Source organism: Bacillus sp. FSL P4-0334 (assembly GCF_038004825.1).
In the GTDB taxonomy this organism is placed as follows: domain Bacteria; phylum Bacillota; class Bacilli; order Bacillales; family Bacillaceae; genus Bacillus; species Bacillus velezensis.
Genome location: NZ_JBBORX010000001.1, coordinates 3,454,547 through 3,476,793, shown reverse-complemented (window position 1 = coordinate 3,476,793; position 22,247 = coordinate 3,454,547). Strand labels below are relative to the sequence as shown.

Annotated in this window: 24 protein-coding genes; all 24 read left to right on the top strand. The window is 46.8% G+C overall.

Annotated features, from left to right (window positions below):
- Window positions 1-31: 31 nt before the first annotated feature.
- The 24 genes from der to NSQ37_RS17470 all read left to right on the top strand — a co-directional run bounded on the left by der (window position 32) and on the right by NSQ37_RS17470 (window position 22,243).
- Window positions 32-1,342 carry a ribosome biogenesis GTPase Der gene (gene der, locus NSQ37_RS17585; protein ID WP_003153433.1) on the top strand — a complete coding sequence of 437 codons (1,311 nt, stop codon included), beginning with the start codon at window positions 32-34 and terminating at the stop codon, window positions 1,340-1,342.
- Between the two features lie 17 nt (window positions 1,343-1,359).
- Window positions 1,360-2,397 (top strand): NAD(P)H-dependent glycerol-3-phosphate dehydrogenase, encoded by a 1,038-nt coding sequence (locus NSQ37_RS17580; RefSeq protein WP_003153434.1) that lies wholly within the window; start codon window positions 1,360-1,362, stop codon window positions 2,395-2,397.
- 318 nt (window positions 2,398-2,715) lie between these two features.
- The gene (locus NSQ37_RS17575; RefSeq protein WP_003153435.1) at window positions 2,716-2,919 is read left to right on the top strand and encodes a DUF2768 domain-containing protein; all 204 of its coding nucleotides are present in this window, start codon (window positions 2,716-2,718) and stop codon (window positions 2,917-2,919) included.
- A gap of 19 nt (window positions 2,920-2,938) precedes the next feature.
- Window positions 2,939-3,673, top strand: a complete 735-nt coding sequence (locus NSQ37_RS17570) for a hypothetical protein (RefSeq protein WP_012117868.1) — start codon at window positions 2,939-2,941, stop codon at window positions 3,671-3,673.
- A gap of 185 nt (window positions 3,674-3,858) precedes the next feature.
- Entirely contained in the window at window positions 3,859-5,337 is a 1,479-nt protein-coding gene (gene spoIVA, locus NSQ37_RS17565) for a stage IV sporulation protein A (protein ID WP_007409454.1), read from the top strand.
- A gap of 374 nt (window positions 5,338-5,711) precedes the next feature.
- A complete protein-coding gene (gene hbs / locus NSQ37_RS17560; RefSeq protein WP_003153447.1) occupies window positions 5,712-5,990 on the top strand; it encodes a non-specific DNA-binding protein Hbs in 279 nt (92 codons plus the stop codon).
- Between the two features lie 186 nt (window positions 5,991-6,176).
- Entirely contained in the window at window positions 6,177-6,749 is a 573-nt protein-coding gene (folE, locus tag NSQ37_RS17555) for a GTP cyclohydrolase I FolE (protein ID WP_003153448.1), read from the top strand.
- Between the two features lie 20 nt (window positions 6,750-6,769).
- A complete protein-coding gene (gene mtrB, locus NSQ37_RS17550) occupies window positions 6,770-6,997 on the top strand; it encodes a trp RNA-binding attenuation protein MtrB (protein WP_003153449.1) in 228 nt (75 codons plus the stop codon).
- Between the two features lie 156 nt (window positions 6,998-7,153).
- Window positions 7,154-7,909 (top strand): heptaprenyl diphosphate synthase component 1, encoded by a 756-nt coding sequence (hepS, locus tag NSQ37_RS17545; protein WP_015240105.1) that lies wholly within the window; start codon window positions 7,154-7,156, stop codon window positions 7,907-7,909.
- Window positions 7,910-7,914: 5 nt separating this feature from the next.
- Window positions 7,915-8,616, top strand: a complete 702-nt coding sequence (menG, locus tag NSQ37_RS17540; RefSeq protein WP_003153453.1) for a demethylmenaquinone methyltransferase — start codon at window positions 7,915-7,917, stop codon at window positions 8,614-8,616.
- A gap of 28 nt (window positions 8,617-8,644) precedes the next feature.
- Complete coding sequence (gene hepT / locus NSQ37_RS17535; RefSeq protein ID WP_003153454.1) at window positions 8,645-9,607, top strand: heptaprenyl diphosphate synthase component II; 963 nt, start codon at window positions 8,645-8,647, stop codon at window positions 9,605-9,607.
- Between the two features lie 121 nt (window positions 9,608-9,728).
- Window positions 9,729-10,175, top strand: coding sequence for a nucleoside-diphosphate kinase (gene ndk / locus NSQ37_RS17530; RefSeq protein WP_012117865.1), 447 nt, complete (start codon window positions 9,729-9,731; stop codon window positions 10,173-10,175).
- A 189-nt stretch (window positions 10,176-10,364) separates the two neighbouring features.
- Window positions 10,365-11,135, top strand: coding sequence for a protein-glutamate O-methyltransferase (locus tag NSQ37_RS17525; RefSeq protein ID WP_032866312.1), 771 nt, complete (start codon window positions 10,365-10,367; stop codon window positions 11,133-11,135).
- A gap of 71 nt (window positions 11,136-11,206) precedes the next feature.
- Complete coding sequence (gene aroC, locus NSQ37_RS17520) at window positions 11,207-12,379, top strand: chorismate synthase (RefSeq protein ID WP_253612881.1); 1,173 nt, start codon at window positions 11,207-11,209, stop codon at window positions 12,377-12,379.
- Window positions 12,379-13,467, top strand: coding sequence for a 3-dehydroquinate synthase (gene aroB / locus NSQ37_RS17515; RefSeq protein ID WP_025284931.1), 1,089 nt, complete (start codon window positions 12,379-12,381; stop codon window positions 13,465-13,467). The genes aroC and aroB overlap by 1 nt, the downstream gene beginning before the upstream one ends.
- Window positions 13,464-13,847: a chorismate mutase gene (aroH, locus tag NSQ37_RS17510; protein WP_003153463.1), complete on the top strand. Its 384-nt coding sequence runs from the start codon at window positions 13,464-13,466 to the stop codon at window positions 13,845-13,847. The genes aroB and aroH overlap by 4 nt, the downstream gene beginning before the upstream one ends.
- A gap of 223 nt (window positions 13,848-14,070) precedes the next feature.
- Window positions 14,071-15,618: an anthranilate synthase component I gene (trpE, locus tag NSQ37_RS17505; protein ID WP_253612883.1), complete on the top strand. Its 1,548-nt coding sequence runs from the start codon at window positions 14,071-14,073 to the stop codon at window positions 15,616-15,618.
- Window positions 15,590-16,606, top strand: coding sequence for an anthranilate phosphoribosyltransferase (trpD, locus tag NSQ37_RS17500; RefSeq protein WP_015240102.1), 1,017 nt, complete (start codon window positions 15,590-15,592; stop codon window positions 16,604-16,606). Before trpE ends, trpD begins: the two co-directional genes overlap by 29 nt.
- Window positions 16,599-17,351 (top strand): indole-3-glycerol phosphate synthase TrpC, encoded by a 753-nt coding sequence (gene trpC, locus NSQ37_RS17495; protein WP_253612885.1) that lies wholly within the window; start codon window positions 16,599-16,601, stop codon window positions 17,349-17,351. The genes trpD and trpC overlap by 8 nt, the downstream gene beginning before the upstream one ends.
- 4 nt (window positions 17,352-17,355) lie before the next feature.
- The gene (locus tag NSQ37_RS17490; protein WP_042635306.1) at window positions 17,356-18,009 is read left to right on the top strand and encodes a phosphoribosylanthranilate isomerase; all 654 of its coding nucleotides are present in this window, start codon (window positions 17,356-17,358) and stop codon (window positions 18,007-18,009) included.
- A complete protein-coding gene (gene trpB, locus NSQ37_RS17485; protein ID WP_020954213.1) occupies window positions 17,990-19,192 on the top strand; it encodes a tryptophan synthase subunit beta in 1,203 nt (400 codons plus the stop codon). Before NSQ37_RS17490 ends, trpB begins: the two co-directional genes overlap by 20 nt.
- Entirely contained in the window at window positions 19,185-19,982 is a 798-nt protein-coding gene (gene trpA, locus NSQ37_RS17480) for a tryptophan synthase subunit alpha (protein ID WP_253612887.1), read from the top strand. The genes trpB and trpA overlap by 8 nt, the downstream gene beginning before the upstream one ends.
- A gap of 11 nt (window positions 19,983-19,993) precedes the next feature.
- A complete protein-coding gene (gene hisC, locus NSQ37_RS17475) occupies window positions 19,994-21,076 on the top strand; it encodes a histidinol-phosphate transaminase (RefSeq protein ID WP_043021738.1) in 1,083 nt (360 codons plus the stop codon).
- A gap of 51 nt (window positions 21,077-21,127) precedes the next feature.
- Window positions 21,128-22,243, top strand: a complete 1,116-nt coding sequence (locus tag NSQ37_RS17470; RefSeq protein ID WP_080130315.1) for a prephenate dehydrogenase — start codon at window positions 21,128-21,130, stop codon at window positions 22,241-22,243.
- Window positions 22,244-22,247: the final 4 nt, after the last annotated feature.

Genomic DNA, 22,247 nt, shown 5'->3' with positions numbered 1-22,247 from the left:
TGTAAGCGGCTGGATTGAAAGGAAGGGTACTATGGGTAAACCTGTCGTAGCCATTGTCGGAAGACCGAATGTGGGAAAATCCACAATCTTTAACCGGATTGCGGGTGAAAGAATTTCAATAGTAGAAGATACCCCCGGAGTGACGCGGGACCGGATATACAGTTCGGCGGAATGGCTGAATTATGATTTTAACCTGATTGATACGGGCGGAATTGATATCGGAGACGAACCGTTTCTGACACAGATCCGCCAGCAGGCTGAAATCGCCATGGACGAGGCTGATGTGATCATCTTTATGGTGAACGGCCGCGAAGGTGTGACGTCTGCGGATGAAGAAGTGGCAAAAATACTGTACCGGACGAAAAAACCGGTCGTATTAGCCGTTAATAAATTAGATAATACCGAAATGAGAGCGAACATCTATGACTTTTATGCGCTCGGCTTTGGAGAACCGTATCCGATTTCGGGCACACACGGTTTAGGATTGGGAGATTTGCTCGATGCTTGTGCCGAGCATTTTAAAAACATTCCGGAGACGAAGTACAGTGATGATGTCGTTCAATTCTGCCTGATCGGCCGCCCGAATGTCGGAAAATCATCCCTTGTCAATGCGATGCTCGGCGAAGAGCGGGTTATCGTGAGCAACGTAGCCGGAACGACTAGAGACGCTGTGGATACGGCGTTCACCTACAATCAGCAGGAATTTGTAATCGTTGACACGGCGGGAATGAGAAAAAAGGGTAAAGTATATGAAACAACAGAAAAATACAGTGTGCTTCGGGCGTTAAAAGCCATTGACCGCTCAGACGTCGTCGGCGTTGTGCTGAATGCAGAAGAAGGCATCCTTGAGCAGGACAAGCGGATCGCCGGATACGCCCATGAAGCCGGGAAAGCCGTCGTCATTATCGTAAACAAATGGGATGCCGTTGATAAAGACGAGCGCACGATGAAAGAATTTGAACAGAATATTCGGGAACATTTCCAATTTCTCGATTACGCGCCGGTGCTGTTTATGTCGGCACTGACGACAAAGCGGATTCATACACTCATGCCTGCGATTATTAAAGCGAGTGAAAACCACTCTCTCCGCGTGCAGACAAATGTCTTAAATGATGTCATTATGGATGCGGTCGCCATGAATCCGACTCCGACGCACAACGGCTCCCGTCTGAAAATTTACTATGCGACTCAAGTCGCTGTTAAGCCGCCGAGCTTCGTTGTTTTTGTCAACGATCCGGAACTGATGCATTTTTCTTATGAACGCTTTTTAGAAAACCGAATCCGGGACGCTTTCGGATTTGAAGGTACGCCAATTAAAATATTTGCAAGAGCAAGAAAATAAAAAGGTGTGATACAGAGATGAAAAAAGTGGCAATGCTTGGAGCGGGAAGCTGGGGCACTGCACTTTCTTTAGTGCTGGCTGATAACGGACATCAAGTCATGATGTGGGGACACCGTGCCGAATTGATCGATCAAATCAACGAACTGCATGAAAACAAAGATTACCTGCCGGGGGTGGAGCTATCAAGTTCTATCATCGGTACAGCTGATTTAAGCGAGGCTTTAAAAGGAGCTGACTTCATCATTGTGGCAGTTCCGACAAAAGCCATTCGGGAAGTGCTGAAAAAGGCTCTGCCGTACATCCCGAAACAATCGATTTTTGTTCATGTCAGCAAGGGAATTGAGCCGGATTCGCTTCTCCGCATTTCAGAATTAATGGAAGAGGAGCTGCCTGAGGAGTACAGAAAAGACATCGTCGTGCTTTCAGGGCCGAGCCACGCTGAGGAAGTCGGATTAAGACACCCGACGACTGTTACATCATCTTCAAAAAATATCAAGGCTGCAGAAGCGGTTCAGGATTTATTCATGAACCAGCATTTCCGCGTCTATACCAATCCGGATATGATCGGTGTTGAAATAGGGGGAGCGTTAAAGAATATCATCGCTCTTGCAGCGGGGATTACAGACGGATTGGGATACGGAGATAATGCAAAAGCGGCCTTAATCACCCGAGGTCTTGCTGAAATCGCCAGACTCGGCACAAAGATGGGCGGAAATCCGCTCACCTTTTCCGGCCTGACCGGCGTAGGCGATTTAATCGTGACGTGTACAAGCGTTCATTCCCGAAACTGGCGCGCCGGCAACCTGCTCGGCAAAGGATATAAGCTGGAAGCTGTCCTGGATAAGATGGGGATGGTTGTTGAAGGCGTGCGGACGACGAAAGCTGCGTATCAGCTGTCTCAAAAATACCAAGTGAAAATGCCGATCACAGAGGCGCTTCACCAAGTATTATTTAACGGGCAGAAGGTAGAAACGGCCGTAGAATCCTTAATGGCCAGAGTGAAAACCCATGAGATGGAAGACTTGGTCAACACATTCGAAAACCGGGTGAAGTGACAATAACATGCCGTCAGCATATTCTGAAGTGACGAAAGTCCAAAACGCAGAACTCTCCGGCTGAAATCGCTTAAAACATTTGCTGATTTAGGCAGAAGAGGATGCAGACGTATGCATCTGCGCATACTATAGCATCGAAGTCCAAGAGAGTGTATCTCAGACGTACAGGTGAATATAGTCAACTTGACTGAAGCAAAGTCCCCCTCTTTGCTTCAGTTTTTTTGTTTTTTCAATAGATGGAAAACCTGTTGATCTTTTCAACATTTGTATATTAAAATGAAATATAACGCTTACAATGATGGGACGGGGGGCACGAACGTGAGTGTGGCATTGATGAAAATGTGGTTTGCGCTTGGTGCTATGGGATTAATGTTTGTTGCGGTGGCCTCTATTTATGTCAGCAGGTACAAAGTGAAAAACAAACTGATAAAAGCAGCGGTTTCTTCACTTGCTTATGCCTGCATGGTCATCTCGGGATTGATCGTGTTAATGGTCGTTTTCAGCGGGCCTGTCAATGAATAAAGCAAAAAGGGGGCGCGGAATGCATAAGTTAAAAATGGCCGTCATAACGGCAATGGCGGTGCTCCTGCTGTCCGGCTGTCTGTACCCTGAAGCGGAAAAAACTGAAAATAAAGTATCTTACAAACATCAGCTTCAGCAGGTGCAAGCGGCAGTGGATGAATTTAAAAAGGCGAACGGCGGACTTCTGCCGATTCAGACAAAAGATATGAAAACACCGCTCTATCAAAAATATCCGATAGATTTTAAGCGGCTCGCGCCCAGATACATAGAGGAGCCGCCGGCCTCAGCTTATGAAAGCGGGGGAATGTACCAATACGTGCTTGTCGATGTGGAACATAAGCCGACCGTCAAGCTGGTCGATCTCCAAATGGCGGAAGCAATCCGCGACATGAAGCTGCGTGTCAAAATGTATCAGGAAAAGCATACATATCCTCCCTATGAGGACGCCGTTTCAAAAGGGCTTTTCACTTTAAATAAAAAAAAGCTCGGCATGAAAGACTCTCCTTCAGTCAAAAGTCCGGTTTCAGGCACGTCTCTGCCGCTTTTAATCGGCGCTGACGGAGAAATCTATGCCGACTATCGCGTCGATCTCGCCCGCTGCCTGAAGGAAAACAAAAAGAAAATCAAACCGGGCGCGGAAATTCAAGATATTTTATGGAAAGAGACTCCTTTCGTCCCGGCCTTTTCAGTCACATACACCGTAAATGAAAAACAGGAACCCGTTTTTTTAGAAAGTCAAACGAAACAGGAATGAACCTTTTTCCCGCGCATACAAATAGGGAGAAAGGTTTTTTTGATTTTGATAGAAAAGACTGCCTGAAAATTTTCTAAAGATGTCATATTGAAATAGGACAACGTCATACACATATAGTGTCCTGTATTTGATTGGAGAATGGTGAATGAAAAATGATAAGGATAGGAAGTCCGGGAGGGGATCACTTGGAAAAGGTCGATATTTTCAAGGATATCGCTGAACGAACAGGGGGCGATATATACTTAGGAGTCGTTGGCGCTGTCCGTACAGGGAAATCTACATTCATTAAAAAATTTATGGAGCTCGTGGTGCTCCCGAATATCAGCAATGAGGCCGATCGAGCGCGGGCGCAGGATGAGCTTCCGCAAAGCGCAGCAGGAAAAACGATAATGACCACAGAACCAAAATTTGTCCCGAATCAAGCCATGTCCGTTCATGTTGCGGAAGGACTGGATGTCAACATCCGTCTTGTGGATTGTGTGGGATATACGGTTCCCGGGGCGAAGGGATATGAGGATGAAAACGGCCCGAGAATGATCAATACACCTTGGTACGAAGAACCGATTCCCTTTCATGAGGCAGCGGAAATCGGTACGAGAAAAGTCATCCAGGAACACTCCACAATAGGGGTCGTCATTACGACAGACGGCTCAATCGGCGATATTGCGCGGGGCGATTACGTGGAAGCGGAAGAAAGAGTCATCGACGAGCTGAAGGAAGTCGGCAAACCGTTTATTATGGTCATCAACTCGGTAAAACCGTACCACCCGGAAACAGAAGCGCTCAGAGCTGAATTAAGCGCGAAATATGATATTCCCGTCCTCGCCATGAGTGTTGAAAGCATGCGGGAAACAGATGTGTTAAGCGTCCTCAGAGAAGCGCTTTACGAGTTCCCTGTGCTGGAAGTCAATGTCAACCTTCCGAGCTGGGTCATGGTGCTGAAAGAAAATCACTGGCTCAGAGAGAGCTACCAGGAATCAGTGAAAGAAACCGTAAAAGATATTAAACGCCTGCGCGATGTCGACCGGGTTGTCGGCCACTTCAGTGAATTTGAGTTTATTGAAAGCGCCGGTCTGGCCGGAATCGAACTTGGCCAGGGTGTCGCAGAAATTGATTTGTATGCGCCGGATCATTTATATGACCAGATTTTAAAAGAAGTTGTCGGTGTTGAAATCCGCGGGAAAGACCACCTGCTTGAATTAATGCAGGACTTCGCCCACGCGAAAAAAGAATATGATCAGGTATCAGATGCGCTGAAAATGGTGAAACAGACCGGCTACGGCATTGCCGCCCCGGCCTTAGCCGATATGAGCCTTGATGAACCGGAAATCATCAGACAGGGATCAAGGTTTGGAGTAAGGCTCAAAGCGGTCGCTCCGTCCATTCATATGATCAAAGTGGATGTGGAAAGTGAATTCGCGCCGATCATCGGGACGGAAAAACAAAGTGAAGAACTTGTCCGTTACTTAATGCAGGACTTTGAAGATGATCCGCTTTCTATCTGGAACTCCGATATTTTCGGCAGATCATTGAGCTCTATCGTAAGAGAAGGAATCTCCGCAAAACTGTCACTCATGCCGGAAAATGCGAGATATAAACTGAAAGAAACGCTGGAGAGAATTATTAACGAAGGCTCAGGCGGCCTGATCGCCATTATTTTGTAAGCTGAAGGACCTCTTCCTGAAACGGGGGGTCTTTTTTTATTCTTTTTAGATACTGGAAATCAATCAAGGATTAGGAGGAAAAAAACAAAAAAAGGAATATTTGTTCGGTAAAACACGTGAAAACCTTGACGAGCAAGGGATTGAGGCTTTAAAATGCTTGATATGGCTTTTTATATGTGTTACTCTACATACAGAAAATCTTCACTTTGTTGGACAAACATTCCTCAAAGTGTCTGTTTTCTTTTGAAAAGCCGTTTACTTGTCTGTTCTTCCCTGCTTTGATTTTTTATCAGACAGGTTTAGAATCAGGCTGAACTGTGAAGAAATGATAATAAACTGCTGATTTGATACCCTTTTGGGAGGAGGTGAAAGGCATGAACAAGACAGAACTAATCAATGCGGTTGCTGAAGCAAGCGAATTGTCTAAAAAAGACGCTACAAAAGCAGTTGATTCTGTTTTTGATACGATTTTAGATGCACTTAAAAACGGTGATAAAATCCAACTGATCGGTTTCGGTAACTTTGAGGTGCGCGAGCGCTCTGCACGTAAAGGACGTAACCCGCAAACAGGTGAAGAAATCGAAATCCCTGCAAGCAAGGTACCTGCTTTCAAACCAGGTAAAGCTCTTAAAGACGCTGTTGCAGGAAAATAATTGTGAATATAGATCGTGTATGCATCTGATACATACACTTTGTTTCTTCACAGAAAAGCCCCTTGATAAAGGGGCTTTTCATATTTAAGCAGCCTCGGTCACCGGGCAGGACTTTCGTTTTGCTTTTGGCGCGGCAAATGTGCTAGAATCGAAATTAAATGTATTCAATGGTGGAGGACACAGACAATGAAAGAAGTTAATAAAGAACAGATTGAACAGGCGGTTCGCCAGATTTTAGAGGCGATTGGAGAAGACCCGGACCGGGAAGGGCTTTTAGATACGCCGAAACGCGTGGCAAAAATGTACGCGGAAGTATTCTCGGGATTAAATGAAGACCCGAAAGAACACTTTAAAACCGTTTTCGGAGAAGACCATGAGGAGCTTGTTCTTGTAAAAGATATCGCGTTTCATTCCATGTGTGAACATCACCTTGTTCCTTTTTACGGAAAAGCGCATATTGCCTACATTCCGCGCGGCGGCAAAGTGACGGGCCTGAGTAAATTGGCGCGGGCGGTGGAAGCCGTCTCAAAACGCCCGCAGCTGCAGGAGCGCATCACTTCAACGATTGCAGAAAGCATCGTAGAGACCTTAGATCCCCACGGCGTCATGGTTGTCGTCGAAGCTGAGCATATGTGCATGACGATGAGGGGCGTAAGAAAGCCGGGTGCAAAAACAGTGACTTCCGCTGTAAGAGGTATTTTTAAAGATGACGCAGCGGCGCGTTCCGAAGTGTTAGAACATATTAAACGTGCGGATTAATAATGATAGAGGGTGCAGATATGAATTCAAAGCATTCAAGTGATTTTGTCGTCATTAAAGCGGTCGAGGACGGCGTGAACGTCATCGGTTTAACGAGAGGAACGGATACGAAATTTCACCATTCCGAAAAACTGGACAAAGGCGAAGTGATTATCGCTCAGTTTACTGAGCATACCTCTGCCATCAAAGTGAGAGGCAACGCCCTCATCCAGACCGCTTACGGAGAAATGAACAGCGAAAAAAAATAAGCCGGCTGTTTCCCGCTTTTGCCAAATGCCCGCAAACGGCGGGAGAATACAGCCAATTTCTTTTTTTTATGCTATAATGATACCTGCGTATAATAATGACGAGTAAATCTCATACATATTAGAATAAATGTGAATTTGGGGACAAGGGTGATATTTTTGCAAGACATCTACGGAACTTTAGCGAATCTAAATATGAAATTAAAACAAAAGCTGTCTCATCCTTATTTAGCGAAACATATTTCTGCGCCTAAAATCGATGAGGATAAGCTTCTTCTTTTTCACGCTTTGTTTGAAGAGGCGGACATTAAGAACAACGACAGAGAAAATTACATAGTAACTGCGATGCTTGTCCAAAGCGCCCTTGATACCCACGATGAAGTGACAACAGCCAGAGCGTTAAAGCGAGACGAAAATAAAAACCGGCAGCTCACCGTGCTTGCCGGCGACTATTTCAGCGGACTGTATTATTCGCTTTTATCTGAAATGAAGGATATCTATATGATTCGGACGCTCGCTACGGCAATTAAAGAAATCAATGAGCATAAAATCCGTCTGTACGATCGGTCTGTCAATGACTTGAATCAATTGATCGAAAGCATGGCGATTGTGGAAGCGGCCCTGTTTCACAGAGTGTCAGACCACTTTAATCTTCCGCGCTGGAAAGAGCTGGCGAGTGATTTTTTTGTATATAAGCGGCTGATGAACGGCAATGCTATATTTCTCGATGTCATCGGCAATATTGTAAAGTCAGGAAAATCAAAGGCTGACATAATGGAAGATAGCTTCCGAAAGGCAAAGCAAAGCATTGAAACGCTGCTGCCGCTCAATTCACCAATCCAAAACCTAATGCTGAACCGGCTTAAAGCGATCAGCCAGGACAAAACATATCATCAGAAAGTGGAAGAAGGGTAATCAACATGCAGGAGTCAAAAGAACAGCGCGTACACGGCGTGTTTGAAAAAATCTATAAAAATTATGACCAAATGAACTCTGTTATCAGTTTTCAGCAGCATAAAAAATGGCGCGATAAAACGATGCAGATCATGAATGTAAAAGAAGGCGCAAAAGCGCTTGATGTCTGCTGCGGAACGGCTGACTGGACGATTGCCCTCGCAGAAGCGGCCGGAAAAAGCGGCGAAATCAAAGGACTGGATTTCAGCAAAAATATGCTGAGCATCGGTGAGAAAAAAGTGAAAGAGGGCGGTTACAGCCAAATTGAGCTTTTGCACGGAAATGCGATGGAGCTTCCTTTCGCTGATGATTCTTTTGATTTTGTCACCATCGGCTTCGGGCTGCGGAACGTTCCCGACTATCTGACCGTGCTGAAAGAAATGCGGCGGGTCGTCAAACCGGGCGGACAGGTCGTATGTCTGGAAACATCCCAGCCGGAAATGTTCGGATTCAGACAGGCATATTTTCTTTATTTTAAATACATCATGCCTTTCTTCGGAAAAATGTTTGCGAAGAGCTATAAAGAATATTCTTGGCTTCAAGAATCGGCAAGAGAATTTCCCGGTATGAAAGAACTTGCCCGTCTGTTTGAAGAAGCGGGCCTGACGAATGTCAAATACCATTCGTTTACCGGCGGAGTGGCTGCTACGCATATCGGTTGGAAATGATGAATATACAGATGTTTGGGTGAATGATATGAAATTTAAAATGGCCTATTCTTTTTTAAATGACGATATTGATGTGATCGAAAGGGAGCTTGAGCAAACGGTGCGGTCAGACTATCCCTTGCTGAGTGAAGCCGGACTCCATCTGCTCCAGGCGGGCGGCAAGCGGATCCGCCCTGTTTTCGTATTGCTTTCCGGCATGTTCGGCGACTATGACATTAATAAAATAAAATATGTTGCGGTGACGCTGGAAATGATTCATATGGCGTCCCTCGTGCATGACGACGTCATTGATGACGCCGAGCTGCGGAGGGGAAAACCGACCATCAAAGCCAAGTGGGACAACCGCATCGCCATGTATACCGGTGATTATATGCTTGCGGGCTCACTTGAGATGATGACGAGATTGGATGAGCCGAAAGCCCACCGGATCCTGTCCAAAACCATCGTAGAAGTATGCCTCGGAGAAATTGAACAGATCAGAGATAAATACAATATGGAGCAAAACCTCAGAACCTATTTGCGCCGCATCAAACGGAAAACGGCTCTTCTCATTGCCGTCAGCTGCCAGCTCGGCGCCATCGCTTCGGGAGCTGATGAGAAGATTCACAAAGCATTATATTGGTTCGGTTATTACGTGGGCATGTCCTATCAGATTATTGACGACATTCTTGATTTCACTTCAACGGAAGAGGAACTGGGAAAACCGGTCGGAGGGGATCTGCTGCAAGGAAATGTCACTCTGCCCGTTTTGTACGCGCTCCGTCAGCCTGAATTGAAAAATCAGCTGAAATTAATTAACAGTGAAACAACACAGGAGCAGCTCGCCCCCATTATTGAAAATATTAAACGCACAGACGCGATTGAAAAATCAATGGCCGTCAGTGACAGGTACTTAAAAAAAGCGTTTGAAAAACTGAATACACTGCCGAGAGGACGTGCGCGCTCATCATTGGCCGCCATCGCCAAATATATCGGCAAACGGAAATTTTAAATTCCTTTTTACGAACAAGATGTGAACATTCTCCGCCCTGGATTGATTAATTGTCAGAAAGATGTTACGATTTCGGTGTGCAACTTGAAAGCCTATACATAATGATGGGGTGGAGAATCTTATGGAAAAAACTTTTATCATGGTAAAACCGGACGGCGTACAGCGCCAGCTGATCGGAGAGATTTTATCCAGATTTGAGCGTAAGGGCTTACAATTGGCAGGAGCCAAGCTAATGCAAGTTTCAGAACAGATGGCTGAAACCCATTATGCTGAACATAAAGGGAAGCCGTTTTTCGGCGAGCTTGTGGAATTCATTACATCAGGACCCGTATTTGCAATGGTATGGGAAGGGGAAAATGTAGTAGAGATCACAAGACAGCTGATCGGAAAAACGAACCCGAAAGATGCACTGCCGGGCACAATCCGCGGTGACTACGGCATGTTTGTCGGCAAAAATATCATTCACGGTTCAGACTCCTTAGAAAGCGCTGAGCGGGAAATTCACATTTTCTTTAAACAGGAAGAGCTTGTACCGTATCAAAAATTAATGGCCGACTGGGTGTACTAAGCCGTCAGCCTTTCTTTTTCTCGCATTATGAAAAGGTTTACATCATTTATGAAAGACAGAGGCTGCGCTGCCCTGTCTTTTCGTTTCTCACAAATCAGCCCGCGGGCTGATTTTTTTATTGAAATCGTACAATTTCGACAGAAAACAGGCTATACTAGGACAAAAGACAGCGAGATTGGGAGAGAAGCAATGGAGCCTTACGACATTTTTATCACCAAGTGGAAACAAATAACCGGCGTTGATTTATCTTTATACAAAGAAGCACAGATGAAAAGGCGGCTGACGTCCCTTTATGAAAAGAAGGGGTTCAGAGATTTTCAGGAATTTGCCGCCGCTTTGGAAAAGGACAAGCTTTTATTAAACGAAACATTGGACAGAATGACGATCAATGTTTCTGAATTTTACCGAAATTATAAACGGTGGGAAGTTCTTGAAACCTCAATTCTCCCATTAATAAAGCATAACAAACCGTTAAAAATATGGAGTGCGGCCTGTTCAACGGGAGAGGAGCCCTATACTTTGGCGATGATTCTCAATCAGCAGACGGGACTGGCCGGATTTGATATATTGGCGACAGATATTGATGAAAAGGCGCTAAGCAAAGCCAAGCGGGGCATCTATCAGGAACGCTCGCTGCAAGAGGTGCCGGCTTCCGTGAAAAGCCGTTATTTCACTAAGCAGGCTGACAACAGTTATCAAGTAAAACAAGAGATTCAGAAAAACATCCGGTTTAAGCGGCACAACCTGCTTGCCGACAGCTATGAACAGGATTTTGATCTGATCGTCTGCCGCAACGTCTTTATTTATTTTACTGAAAAAGCAAAAGAAGAGCTGTATGTAAAAATGGCGGGCAGTCTGAAAAAGAACGGAATTCTGTTTGTCGGCAGTACAGAACAGATTTTCAGCCCGGAAAAATTCGGCCTTGAGAGCACTGATACATTTTTTTATCAAAAAAGATAGAAGACATTTAATGAAAACTTGTGGTATAGTTTTACTTAAAAGCGTTAATGCGATGAAGGGAGAAGAAAGAAATGAGATACTTAACAGCCGGAGAATCACACGGTCCGCAGCTGACGACAATTATAGAAGGTGTGCCTGCGGGGCTTTATATAACTGAAGAAGACATTAATTTTGAGCTTGCCAGACGTCAAAAAGGGCACGGCCGCGGACGCCGCATGCAGATTGAAACGGACAGAGCGAAGATCACAAGCGGCGTGCGGCATGCCCGGACACTCGGTTCACCCATCGCGCTCGTTGTAGAAAATAAAGACTGGACCCACTGGACAAAAATTATGGGCGCCGCACCGATTACAGAAGAAGAAGAAAGTGAAATGAAACGCCAGATTTCAAGACCGAGACCGGGACACGCAGATTTGAACGGTGCTATTAAGTATAATCACCGTGATATGAGAAATGTGTTAGAACGATCTTCCGCGCGTGAGACAACGGTTCGCGTGGCTGCCGGAGCCGTCGCTAAAAAGATTTTAGCTGAGCTTGGCATTAAAGTCGCCGGACATGTCCTGCAAATCGGCAGCGTAAAAGCAGAGAAAACCGATTACACATCCATTGAGGATCTCAAACGGGTAACGGAAGAATCACCGGTCAGATGCTACGATGAAGAAGCAGGCCGTCAAATGATGGCAGCCATTGATGAAGCGAAGGCAAACGGCGACACGATCGGCGGAATCGTTGAAGTGATCGTCGAAGGTATGCCGGTCGGTGTCGGAAGCTATGTCCACTATGACCGTAAGCTGGACAGCAAGCTCGCTGCTGCCGTTCTGTCGATTAACGCTTTTAAAGGCGTAGAGTTCGGCATCGGTTTTGAAGCGGCCGGCAAAAACGGTAGTGAAGTTCATGATGAAATCGTATGGGATGAAGAGAAAGGCTATACACGCGCCACAAACAGGCTCGGAGGATTAGAAGGCGGTATGACGACGGGAATGCCGATTGTCGTCCGCGGCGTTATGAAACCGATCCCTACTTTGTACAAGCCGCTGAAAAGCGTCGACATTGAAACGAAAGAACCGTTTACAGCGAGCATTGAACGTTCAGACAGCTGCGCGGTTCCGGCAGCAAGTGTAGTGGCTGAAGCAGCAGTGGCCTGGGAAATCGCAAATGCCGTCGTAGAACAATTCGGGCTTGACCAGATCGACCGAATTAAAGAAAATGTTGAAAACATGAAAAAATTATCGAGGGAATTCTGATGAAAGAGCTTGAGGTTCGGACAGCTTCCTCCGCATATCCCGTGTATATCGGTGAAGGCATAAGGAAACAGGCCGCTGCCCTTTTGTCTTCACTGAACAGGCCGCTGACAAAGATCCTTCTCATCATCGATGCTGAAGTTGACCGGCTTTACGGTGATGAGATGTTCCGGTTTTTAAACGAAACATGGCCCGTGAAAAAAGTGATCGTCCCAAGCGGAGAAGAAGCGAAGTCTCTAAAAGAGTATGAACGGATTCAAACGGAAGCGATCGCTTTCCATATGGACCGCTCCTCATGTATGATCGCCTTCGGAGGCGGCGTGACGGGTGATTTGGCCGGCTTTTGCGCAGCAACTTTTATGCGCGGAATTGATTTCATTCAAATGCCGACAACACTGCTTGCCCATGACAGCGCGGTCGGCGGCAAGGTGGCCGTCAATCATAAACTCGGAAAGAACTTAATCGGCGCGTTTTATCAGCCGAAAGCGGTGATTTACGATACGGAGCTACTGAAAACCCTGCCGGAACAAGAGCTGAGATCGGGCATGGCTGAAGTGATCAAACACGCGTTTATCGCCGATCATGCTTTTTTAGAAAAACTTCTCACGTTTGACACGTTGCAAGGACTGACAAGCGCTGAGCTGAATGAAATGATTTATAAAGGAATTTCAATCAAATCGGCCGTCGTGCGTGAGGACGAAAAGGAAGAGGGGGTAAGAGCTTTTCTGAATTTCGGCCATACGCTCGGCCATGCCGTTGAGGCGGAATACGGCTACGGACGGATTACACATGGAGATGCGGTCGCCCTCGGCATGCAGTTTGCCCTTTACGTGAGTGAACAGGTTGCGGGTTGCAAGATGAACAGGAAAGAACTTACACAATGGCTGATTGGGCTCGGCTACCCGGGAAGCATCAGACAAGATATTGAAACGCCGGTTCTCTCCGCCCGGATGATGAATGATAAAAAAACGCGCGGAGGCATGACACAGTTTATCGTGTTAAAGGAATTAGGCGAAGCGCGGGACTGCATGCTTTCAAAAGATGAGCTCGAAAATTTGCTGAACAAATGGCGAATGGAGGAAACAGCATGATGATACGCGGCATTCGCGGAGCAACAACGGTGGAACAAGACACCGAACAAGAAATTTTAGAAAAAACACAGCAGCTGCTTGAAAAAATCATTGAACAAAATGGATGCAAGCCGGAAGACGTTGTACAGATCCTGTTATCCGCCACGCCTGATATCCATTCCGTATTTCCGGCAAAAGCGGTCCGCCGCCTTTCCGGGTGGCAATACGTCCCGGTGACGTGCATGCAGGAAATGGATGTCACCGGCGCTCTGCAAAAGTGTATCCGTGTCCTGATGACGGTTCAGACGGATACGCCTCAGGATGAAATCAAGCATGTCTATTTAGAAAAAGCCGTTGTGTTAAGGCCGGATTTATCATTGACAAAAAATACTGACATGTAATACGATAAACAAAGCTTAGAAATACACAAGAGTGTGTATAGAGCTGGTAAGTAAGACATTGAACAGTTGAGTTTAGAATAGGGTAGCAGAGAATGAGTTTAGCTGAGCTGAGATAAACACGTTTTTATTCTGCCCAAAAGAAGCCTTTCTTTTGGGTTTATTTCTTATACGCAAGACTCCTCTCACTCTTCATCTCATTCTCCTTACCGTAAGGAGGAGAATCATGAATTTACAATCGGATGTTTCTTTATTTTTAAAGGACAGTCTGACACACCGCACCATTCCAATCGCAGAGACTTTTACGGTCGACACGATCACACCCATTCAGATGGTTGAAAAACTGGACAGAAACATTACGTATCTTTTAGAAAGCAAGGATGAGTCATCAAGCTGGTCGAGATACTCTTTTATCGGCCTCGATCCTTTTATCACGATTAAAGAGAGTCATAACACATTCACTGCCGCTGATCCAAACGGGCATACGCTGTTTGAAGCCGGAGAATTAAAAGCCGTGCTTGACTGGATGAATGAGAGCTTCCGCATTAAAACACCAGAGCTTGATATCCCATTTGCGGGAGGGGCGGTCGGTTATCTGAGCTATGAGATGATTCCTTTGATTGAGCCTTCCGTGCCAAGCCACGCGAAAGTAACAGATTTCGAAAAATGCATGCTGTTTGTCTGCCGGAAAATCATCGCGTACGACCACGAAACGAAACAAGTGCATTTCATTCAGTATGCGGAGCTTAACGGCCGGGAGACGGAGGAAGAAAAGCGGGCCGTTTTTAAAGAAAATTGCGCGGAGCTTCGTAAGCTTATCGGTATTTTGACAGAATCGAAAGATATGAAAGAGCCGTTTTTTTCTAAAGAAACGTTTGACACGCCAAGTTTTGCCGATGTGACATCCAATTATACGAAAGAAGAGTTTATGGCCGGTGTTAATAAACTGAAAGAATATATAAAAGCGGGAGACATTTTTCAAGGGGTGCTTTCGCAAAAGTTTGACATTCCGGTATCCAGGCATTCATTTGAGCTGTACAGGGTGCTTCGCATCATCAATCCTTCACCTTATATGTACTATATCAAACTGCCTGACAGAGACATTGTCGGGAGTTCGCCTGAACGTCTGATCCGCGTGCATGACAGGCACCTGGAAATTCATCCGATTGCCGGAACGAGAAGAAGGGGCGCCGGAAAAGAAGAGGATGAACGCCTGAAAAAAGAGCTGATGAATGACGAAAAAGAAAAAGCTGAACATTACATGCTCGTCGATCTTGCGCGCAATGACATCGGCAGAGTTGCGGAGTACGGTTCCGTAGCCGTTCCGGAATTCACAAAGGTCGTTTCTTTTTCACATGTGATGCACATCATCTCTGTTGTAACCGGCCGTTTAAAGCAGGGCGTCCATCCCGTTGACGCGCTGATGTCAGCATTCCCGGCAGGAACACTCACGGGCGCTCCGAAAATCCGCGCGATGCAGCTTTTAAATGAATTAGAACCGACTTCCAGAGAAACCTACGGCGGATGTATCGCTTATATCGGATTTGACGGGTCAATTGATTCGTGTATTACCATCCGCACCATGAGTGTCAAAAACGGTACGGCATCGGTGCAGGCGGGCGCGGGAATAGTCGCCGATTCCGTCCCGGAAGCCGAATATGAAGAAAGCTGTAACAAAGCGGGGGCGCTTTTAAAAACGATTCAAATCGCAGAAGACATCTTTTCTGGCGGGGAGGAGAAGACGGATGAACAAATTTCTGCAATCGTGCGTTAATGGCCGTACGCTGAAAACCGGAGAAGCCGAAAAGCTGATGGAGATGATGATGAACGGGGACATGTCGCAGTCTGAGATCGGCGGGATTTTATCGGTATTAGCCCACCGGGGTGAAACGGCGGAGGAGCTTGCCGGATTTGTAAAAGTGATGCGGGCGCGGGCACAGACATCAGGTGGCTTGGCGGATGTCGTTGATACGTGCGGAACAGGCGGAGACGGGATTTCTACGTTTAACATATCCACGGCAGCGGCGATTACAGCTTCTGCCGCCGGAGCTAAAGTTGCCAAGCACGGAAATCGCTCCGTTTCGTCTAAAAGCGGCAGCGCGGATGTGCTGGAAAAACTGGGGGTTTCCATTCAAGCCACACCAGACAGCGTCAAACGCAGCATTGAAATGAAACAAATGGGGTTTTTGTTTGCGCCGCTGTTTCATTCGTCAATGAAGCACGTCGCCGCCGCAAGAAAAGAGCTTGGCTTCCGAACCGTATTTAATCTGCTGGGCCCGCTCAGCAACCCGCTGCAGGTGAAGCGGCAGGTGATCGGCGTCTATTCATTTGATAAAGCGCGCCTGATGGCAAGCGCTTTGGAACAATTTGATGTCAGACACGTCATGCTTGTGTCGGCCCGTGACGGATTAGATGAACTGTCCATCTCAGCACCGACCGATATCATTGAACTGAAAAACGGTGAACGTCTGGAATATTCCGTTTCACCTGAACAATTCGGTTTTACAGAAGGTTCACTAAAGGATATTCAAGTGAGTTCATCGGAAGAAAGCGCGCTCCTCATTCAGAATATTTTTGCAAATAAAGCTCCGTCATCCGCTCTGCATATTACCGCCTTAAATGCGGGCGCGGCCATTTATACGGCAGGTCTTGCAAACGATCTGAAAGAAGGAACGAAAACCGCCTTAGAAGCGATTCAAAACGGAGATGCCAAAAGGCAGCTCGAACGTCTGAAACAGAAAGAGGAAGAAATGTATGCTTGATCAAATCATTCAGCAGAAAAAAGAAGAAATCAAATCCCTCGTGCTGCCGGAAACCTGTCAAATTGAACCGAGATCCTTTAAAGAAGCGCTCCTGAACCCGAACCGTTTTATCGGGCTGATCGCCGAAGTGAAAAAAGCTTCGCCGTCTAAAGGATTGATTAAAGAGCATTTTGTTCCGGAAACGATTGCGGCGGATTATGAAGCGGCTAAAGCCGACGCCCTTTCGGTTCTCACGGATACCCGTTTTTTTCAGGGGAGAAATCAATTTCTGACAGATGTTAAACAAACCGTGTCTCTCCCCGTGCTGAGAAAAGATTTTATTATTGATTCCCTTCAGGTGGAGGAATCGTTCAGGATCGGCGCCGATGCCATTTTGCTGATCGGGGAAGCGCTGGAACCTTCAGAGCTTCATGAGCTTTATCTGGAAGCCCGCGAAAAGGGCATGGACGTTCTCGTTGAAGTCCATGATGAAACTGTACTTGAACGGATTTTACAAGTGTTTCAGCCGGACATTCTCGGCATAAACAACCGGGACTTAAAAACGTTCCGTACTTCTGTTTCGCAAACGGAAAAAATAGCGCAGCTTGTGCCGGACGGCTGCCTGCTGGTCAGCGAAAGCGGCATCGGTTCTTTGGCTGACCTGCAATTCGTCAACAAGCACGGGGCGCAGGCTGTATTGGTCGGAGAATCCTTAATGAGAGAGGATTCGCAGCAAAAGGCGATCCGCGGACTGTTCGGGGAGTGATGATATGAAAAAGCCTGAGGTAAAGTACTGCGGGATACGATCGAAGCGTGATTACGAACTTGCGGCAGCTTCAGGAGCGGATTATCTGGGATTTGTTTTTGCCGCAAGCAAACGGAGAGTAACGCCGGATGAGGTCCGGAAATGGAAAGAGCAGGTCCGGACAGACAAGAAACATGTCGGAGTATTTGTAAATGAAACGATAGAAAACATCGCGCAAATCGCCTCTGATCTGGCACTTGACGCCATCCAGCTTCACGGTGATGAATCGCCTGAGGATGCCCTCCGTCTCCGTCCGCTTGTGCGCTCGGAGATATGGAAAGCGCTCCATCACGGGGAAGGGACGCTTCGTCAGATGGCTCAATTTGCACCTGCTGTCGACGGATATGTCATTGATTCTTCAGTAAAAGGAATGAGAGGCGGCACGGGAATCGCGTTTTCATGGGCTCGTGTCCCCTTGTACCGAAAGCAGGCTCAAAATGCAAACAAGCGCTGTTTTATCGCGGGCGGCGTTAATCCTGAAACGATTACCGGCTTACTGAGATCGCGTCCGTGCGGTATAGATCTTGCCAGCGGAATTGAAAAAAACGGACAAAAGGATCAAACACTGATCCGGCTTTTAGAAGAAAGGATGAACCACTATGTATCCATATCCAAATGAAATCGGAAGATACGGCGAATTCGGCGGCAAATTTGTCCCTGAAACATTGATGCGGCCCCTTGAGGAAATCGAAACGGCTTTCAAAGAATTAAAGAATGATCCCGTTTTTCATGCCGAATATAAAAAACTACTGTTTGATTACTCCGGAAGACCGACCGCATTAACGTTCGCAGACAGGGTGTCAGAGTATTTGGGAGGGGCGAAAATCTATCTGAAAAGAGAAGATTTAAACCATACCGGCTCTCATAAAATTAACAACGCGTTAGGCCAGATTCTGCTTGCCAAAAAGATGGGCAAAACGAAAATCATCGCCGAAACCGGTGCGGGACAGCACGGTGTGGCTGCCGCGACAGCCGCCGCAAAATTCGGTTTTAAGTGTACAGTTTTTATGGGTGAAGAAGACGTTGCACGCCAGTCGCTGAACGTATTCCGGATGAAACTGCTCGGCGCGGAAGTGGTGCCGGTCACAAGCGGCAACGGCACGCTGAAAGATGCGACGAATGAGGCGATCAGGTATTGGGTCCAGCATTGTGAAGATCATTTCTACCTTATCGGTTCTGTAGTGGGGCCGCACCCGTATCCGTATATCGTTCGCGAATTTCAGAAAATCATCGGCGAGGAAGCGAAAGAACAGCTCCGCCGGGTTGAAGGAACGCTCCCGGACAAGGTTGTTGCATGTGTCGGCGGCGGAAGCAATGCCATGGGCATATTTCAGGCCTTTTTAGACGAAGATATTGAGCTGATCGGCGCCGAGGCTGCCGGAAAAGGAATTGATACGCCGCTGCATGCGGCAACGATCGCAAAAGGGACGCTCGGGGTGATTCACGGTTCAATGACCTATTTAATACAAGATGAATACGGGCAGATTATCGAACCGTATTCCATTTCAGCCGGCCTTGATTACCCGGGGATCGGCCCTGAGCACGCTTATCTGCATAAAAGCGGCCGTGTAACGTACGAAAGCGTGACAGACGATGAAGCGATTGCCGCGTTGCGTCTGCTTTCTGAAACAGAAGGTATTCTTCCGGCTATTGAATCTGCCCACGCCCTGGCAAAAGCGTTTGAAATGGCAAAAGACATGGATAAAGACAAAATCATTCTCGTCAGTTTATCGGGAAGAGGAGATAAAGATGTTCATACGCTGATGAATGTTTTGGAAAACGGGGTGGAGACACATGTTTAATCTGCGAGATTCTGAAAAATTATTTATCCCTTTTATTACAGCTGGCGATCCGCTTCCTGACATTTCTGTTGAGCTGGCAATATCATTGCAGAATGCAGGCGCTTCTGCCCTTGAAATCGGCGTTCCTTACACAGATCCGCTTGCGGACGGACCCGTCATACAACGGGCTTCAAAACGGGCTCTGGAAAACGGAATGAATATCGTAAAAGCAATTGAACTTGGCGGCAAAATGAAAAAAAACGGCGTTCATATTCCAATTATCCTCTTTACGTATTATAATCCTGTGTTACAATTAGAAAAAGAATACTTTTTCGCTTTACTGCGGGAAAACGACATAGACGGTCTGCTTGTACCCGACCTTCCATTAGAGGAAAGCGCCCTTTTGCAAATGACATGCAAAAAGGAGAACATCGCTTATATCTCACTGGTTGCGCCGACAAGTGAAGACCGTTTGAAAATAATTACTGAACAGGCCTGCGGCTTTGTGTATTGTGTATCCTCTTTAGGAGTGACGGGCGTACGCAGCGAATTCGATCCGTCTGTATACTCTTTCATACGTAAGGTGAAAGAATTCAGCCCTGTTCCGGTGGCGGTCGGTTTTGGCATTTCAAACCGCAAACAGGTTGACGGGATGAATGAAATATCTGACGGTGTCGTTGTCGGCAGCGCGCTTGTCAAAAAAGTTGAAGAGCTTAAAACAAAGCTTGTGAATCCCGGCACAAGAGCCAATGCGCTTCTTGAATTTGAAGAATACGCAAAGACGTTCGGACGACTGTACAGTGTAAAATGAGGTGACTGGATTTGCAGATTAAAGAACAGCTGCGGCAGCTGAAACCGTATCAGCCGGGCAAACCAATAGAAGAAGTGAAAATGGAATACGGGCTTGAGAAAGTAGTAAAACTCGCTTCTAACGAAAATCCGTTCGGCTGTTCACAGGCCGCTAAAGATGCGTTGCATCAGGAGATTGAGCAGCTTGCGCTGTATCCCGACGGTTACAGTGCCGCTTTGAGAACACGGCTCAGTGAGCATCTGCAGGTCAGTGAATCTTCGATCATTTTTGGCAACGGCTCTGATGAGCTTGTGCAGATTATCTGCCGTTCTTTATTAAATGATCAGGCAAACACGATTACCGCCGCCCCTACTTTCCCGCAATACAGACACAATGCGGTGATTGAAGGCGCTGAGGTGCGCGAGGTGCCGCTCCGCAGTGACGGCGCTCATGATTTGGACCGGATGCTGGAAGCAATTGACGGCGAGACGAAAGTCATATGGGTATGCAACCCCAATAATCCGACGGGGACATATACTTCTGAGCAAGAGCTAATTGCCTTTTTAAACAGAGTTCCCGAGCATATACTCGTTGTACTTGATGAAGCGTACTACGAGTATGTTACGGCGGAAGATTACCCAGAAAGCATTCCGCTTTTAAAGCAATATCCGAATGTTATGATCCTCCGCACCTTCTCTAAAGCGTACGGACTTGCCGCGCTGCGCGTCGGATACGGCATTGCGGACGAAGCACTGATCCGCCAGATTGAACCGGCGAGAGAGCCGTTCAATACGAGCAGAATCGGTCAGGCTTCGGCACTGGCAGCGCTTGATGACCAGACATTTATTCAGGAATGCGTCGAGAAAAATAAAGCAGGCCTTAAGCAGTATTATGATTTTGCAGAAACTCACGGATTAACTTGTTATCCTTCACAAACCAACTTTGTGCTCATTGATTTTAACCGCCCGGCGGATGAACTGTTCCAAGCCCTGTTGGAAAAAGGATATATCGTCCGCTCAGGACAGGCGCTCGGATTTCCGACAGCGTTAAGGATTACGGTCGGTACGAAAGAGCAGAATGAGGAAATTCTCACAATTTTAGCTGAAATATTATAAGAGGTGATCAGGCATCACCTCTTTGCTCTATTAAAATAGTTGAAAAAGGAAATGAGTGAAATGAAGGATACTATATTGCTTGCGGGGATCGGGCTGATCGGCGGATCGATCGCATTGGCCATCAAAAAGGAGCATCCGCATAAACGGATTATCGGTGTGGATATTTCGGAAGAACAGCTCACTGCCGCGCTGAAGCTCGGAATTATTGACGAGCGGGCCGGCTCATTTACGGAAGGGGCGCAGCAAGCGTCTGTTGTCATTATCGCCACGCCTGTCGCCCAAACGCTGAAAATGCTCGATGTGCTGGCCGCATCAGACATCACCCATGAACTCCTGATTACGGATGTGGGCAGCACGAAACAGAAAGTCGTCAGCTACGCCGACAAAGTGCTTCCGGCTCACTATCAATTTGTCGGCGGTCATCCGATGGCGGGATCTCATAAATCCGGGGCCGCTGCCGCGAAAGAATTTTTATTCGAAAATGCGTTTTACATTTTAACACCCGGAAAATCAACTTCTAAAGAGTCAGTAATGCATCTGAAGGAACTCTTGAAAGCGGCAAACGCCCACTTTGTGGAGATGACCCCCGAGGAGCATGACGGCGTAACGAGCGTCATCAGCCATTTCCCTCATATCGTTGCTGCAAGCCTCGTACATCAGGCTCATCATGCTGAAGAAGATTATCCGTTTTTGAAACGTTTCGCAGCCGGCGGTTTTCGGGACATCACCAGGATCGCCTCAAGCAGTCCGGCGATGTGGAGGGACATACTTCTTCATAACAAAGATAAACTGCTTGACCGCTTCAAAGAATGGAAACGGGAGATTGACACGATCGAATCTTATGTAGAAAATGAAGATGCGGACAGCCTGTTCGGATATTTTAAAAAAGCGAAAGATTATCGCGACGGTCTGCCGCTCCGTCAAAAAGGAGCGATCCCGTCCTTTTATGACCTTTATGTCGATGTTCCCGATCATCCGGGGGTCATTTCGGAAATTACGGCGATATTGGCAGAAGAAAAAATCAGTATCACCAACATCCGCATTATCGAAACAAGAGAAGATATTAACGGAATTCTCAGAATCAGTTTCCAGACTGATGATGACCGGAAGCGCGCGGAAACCTGCATTCAATCCCGCGCCAAATATGACACATTTTACGCTGACTGAGGTG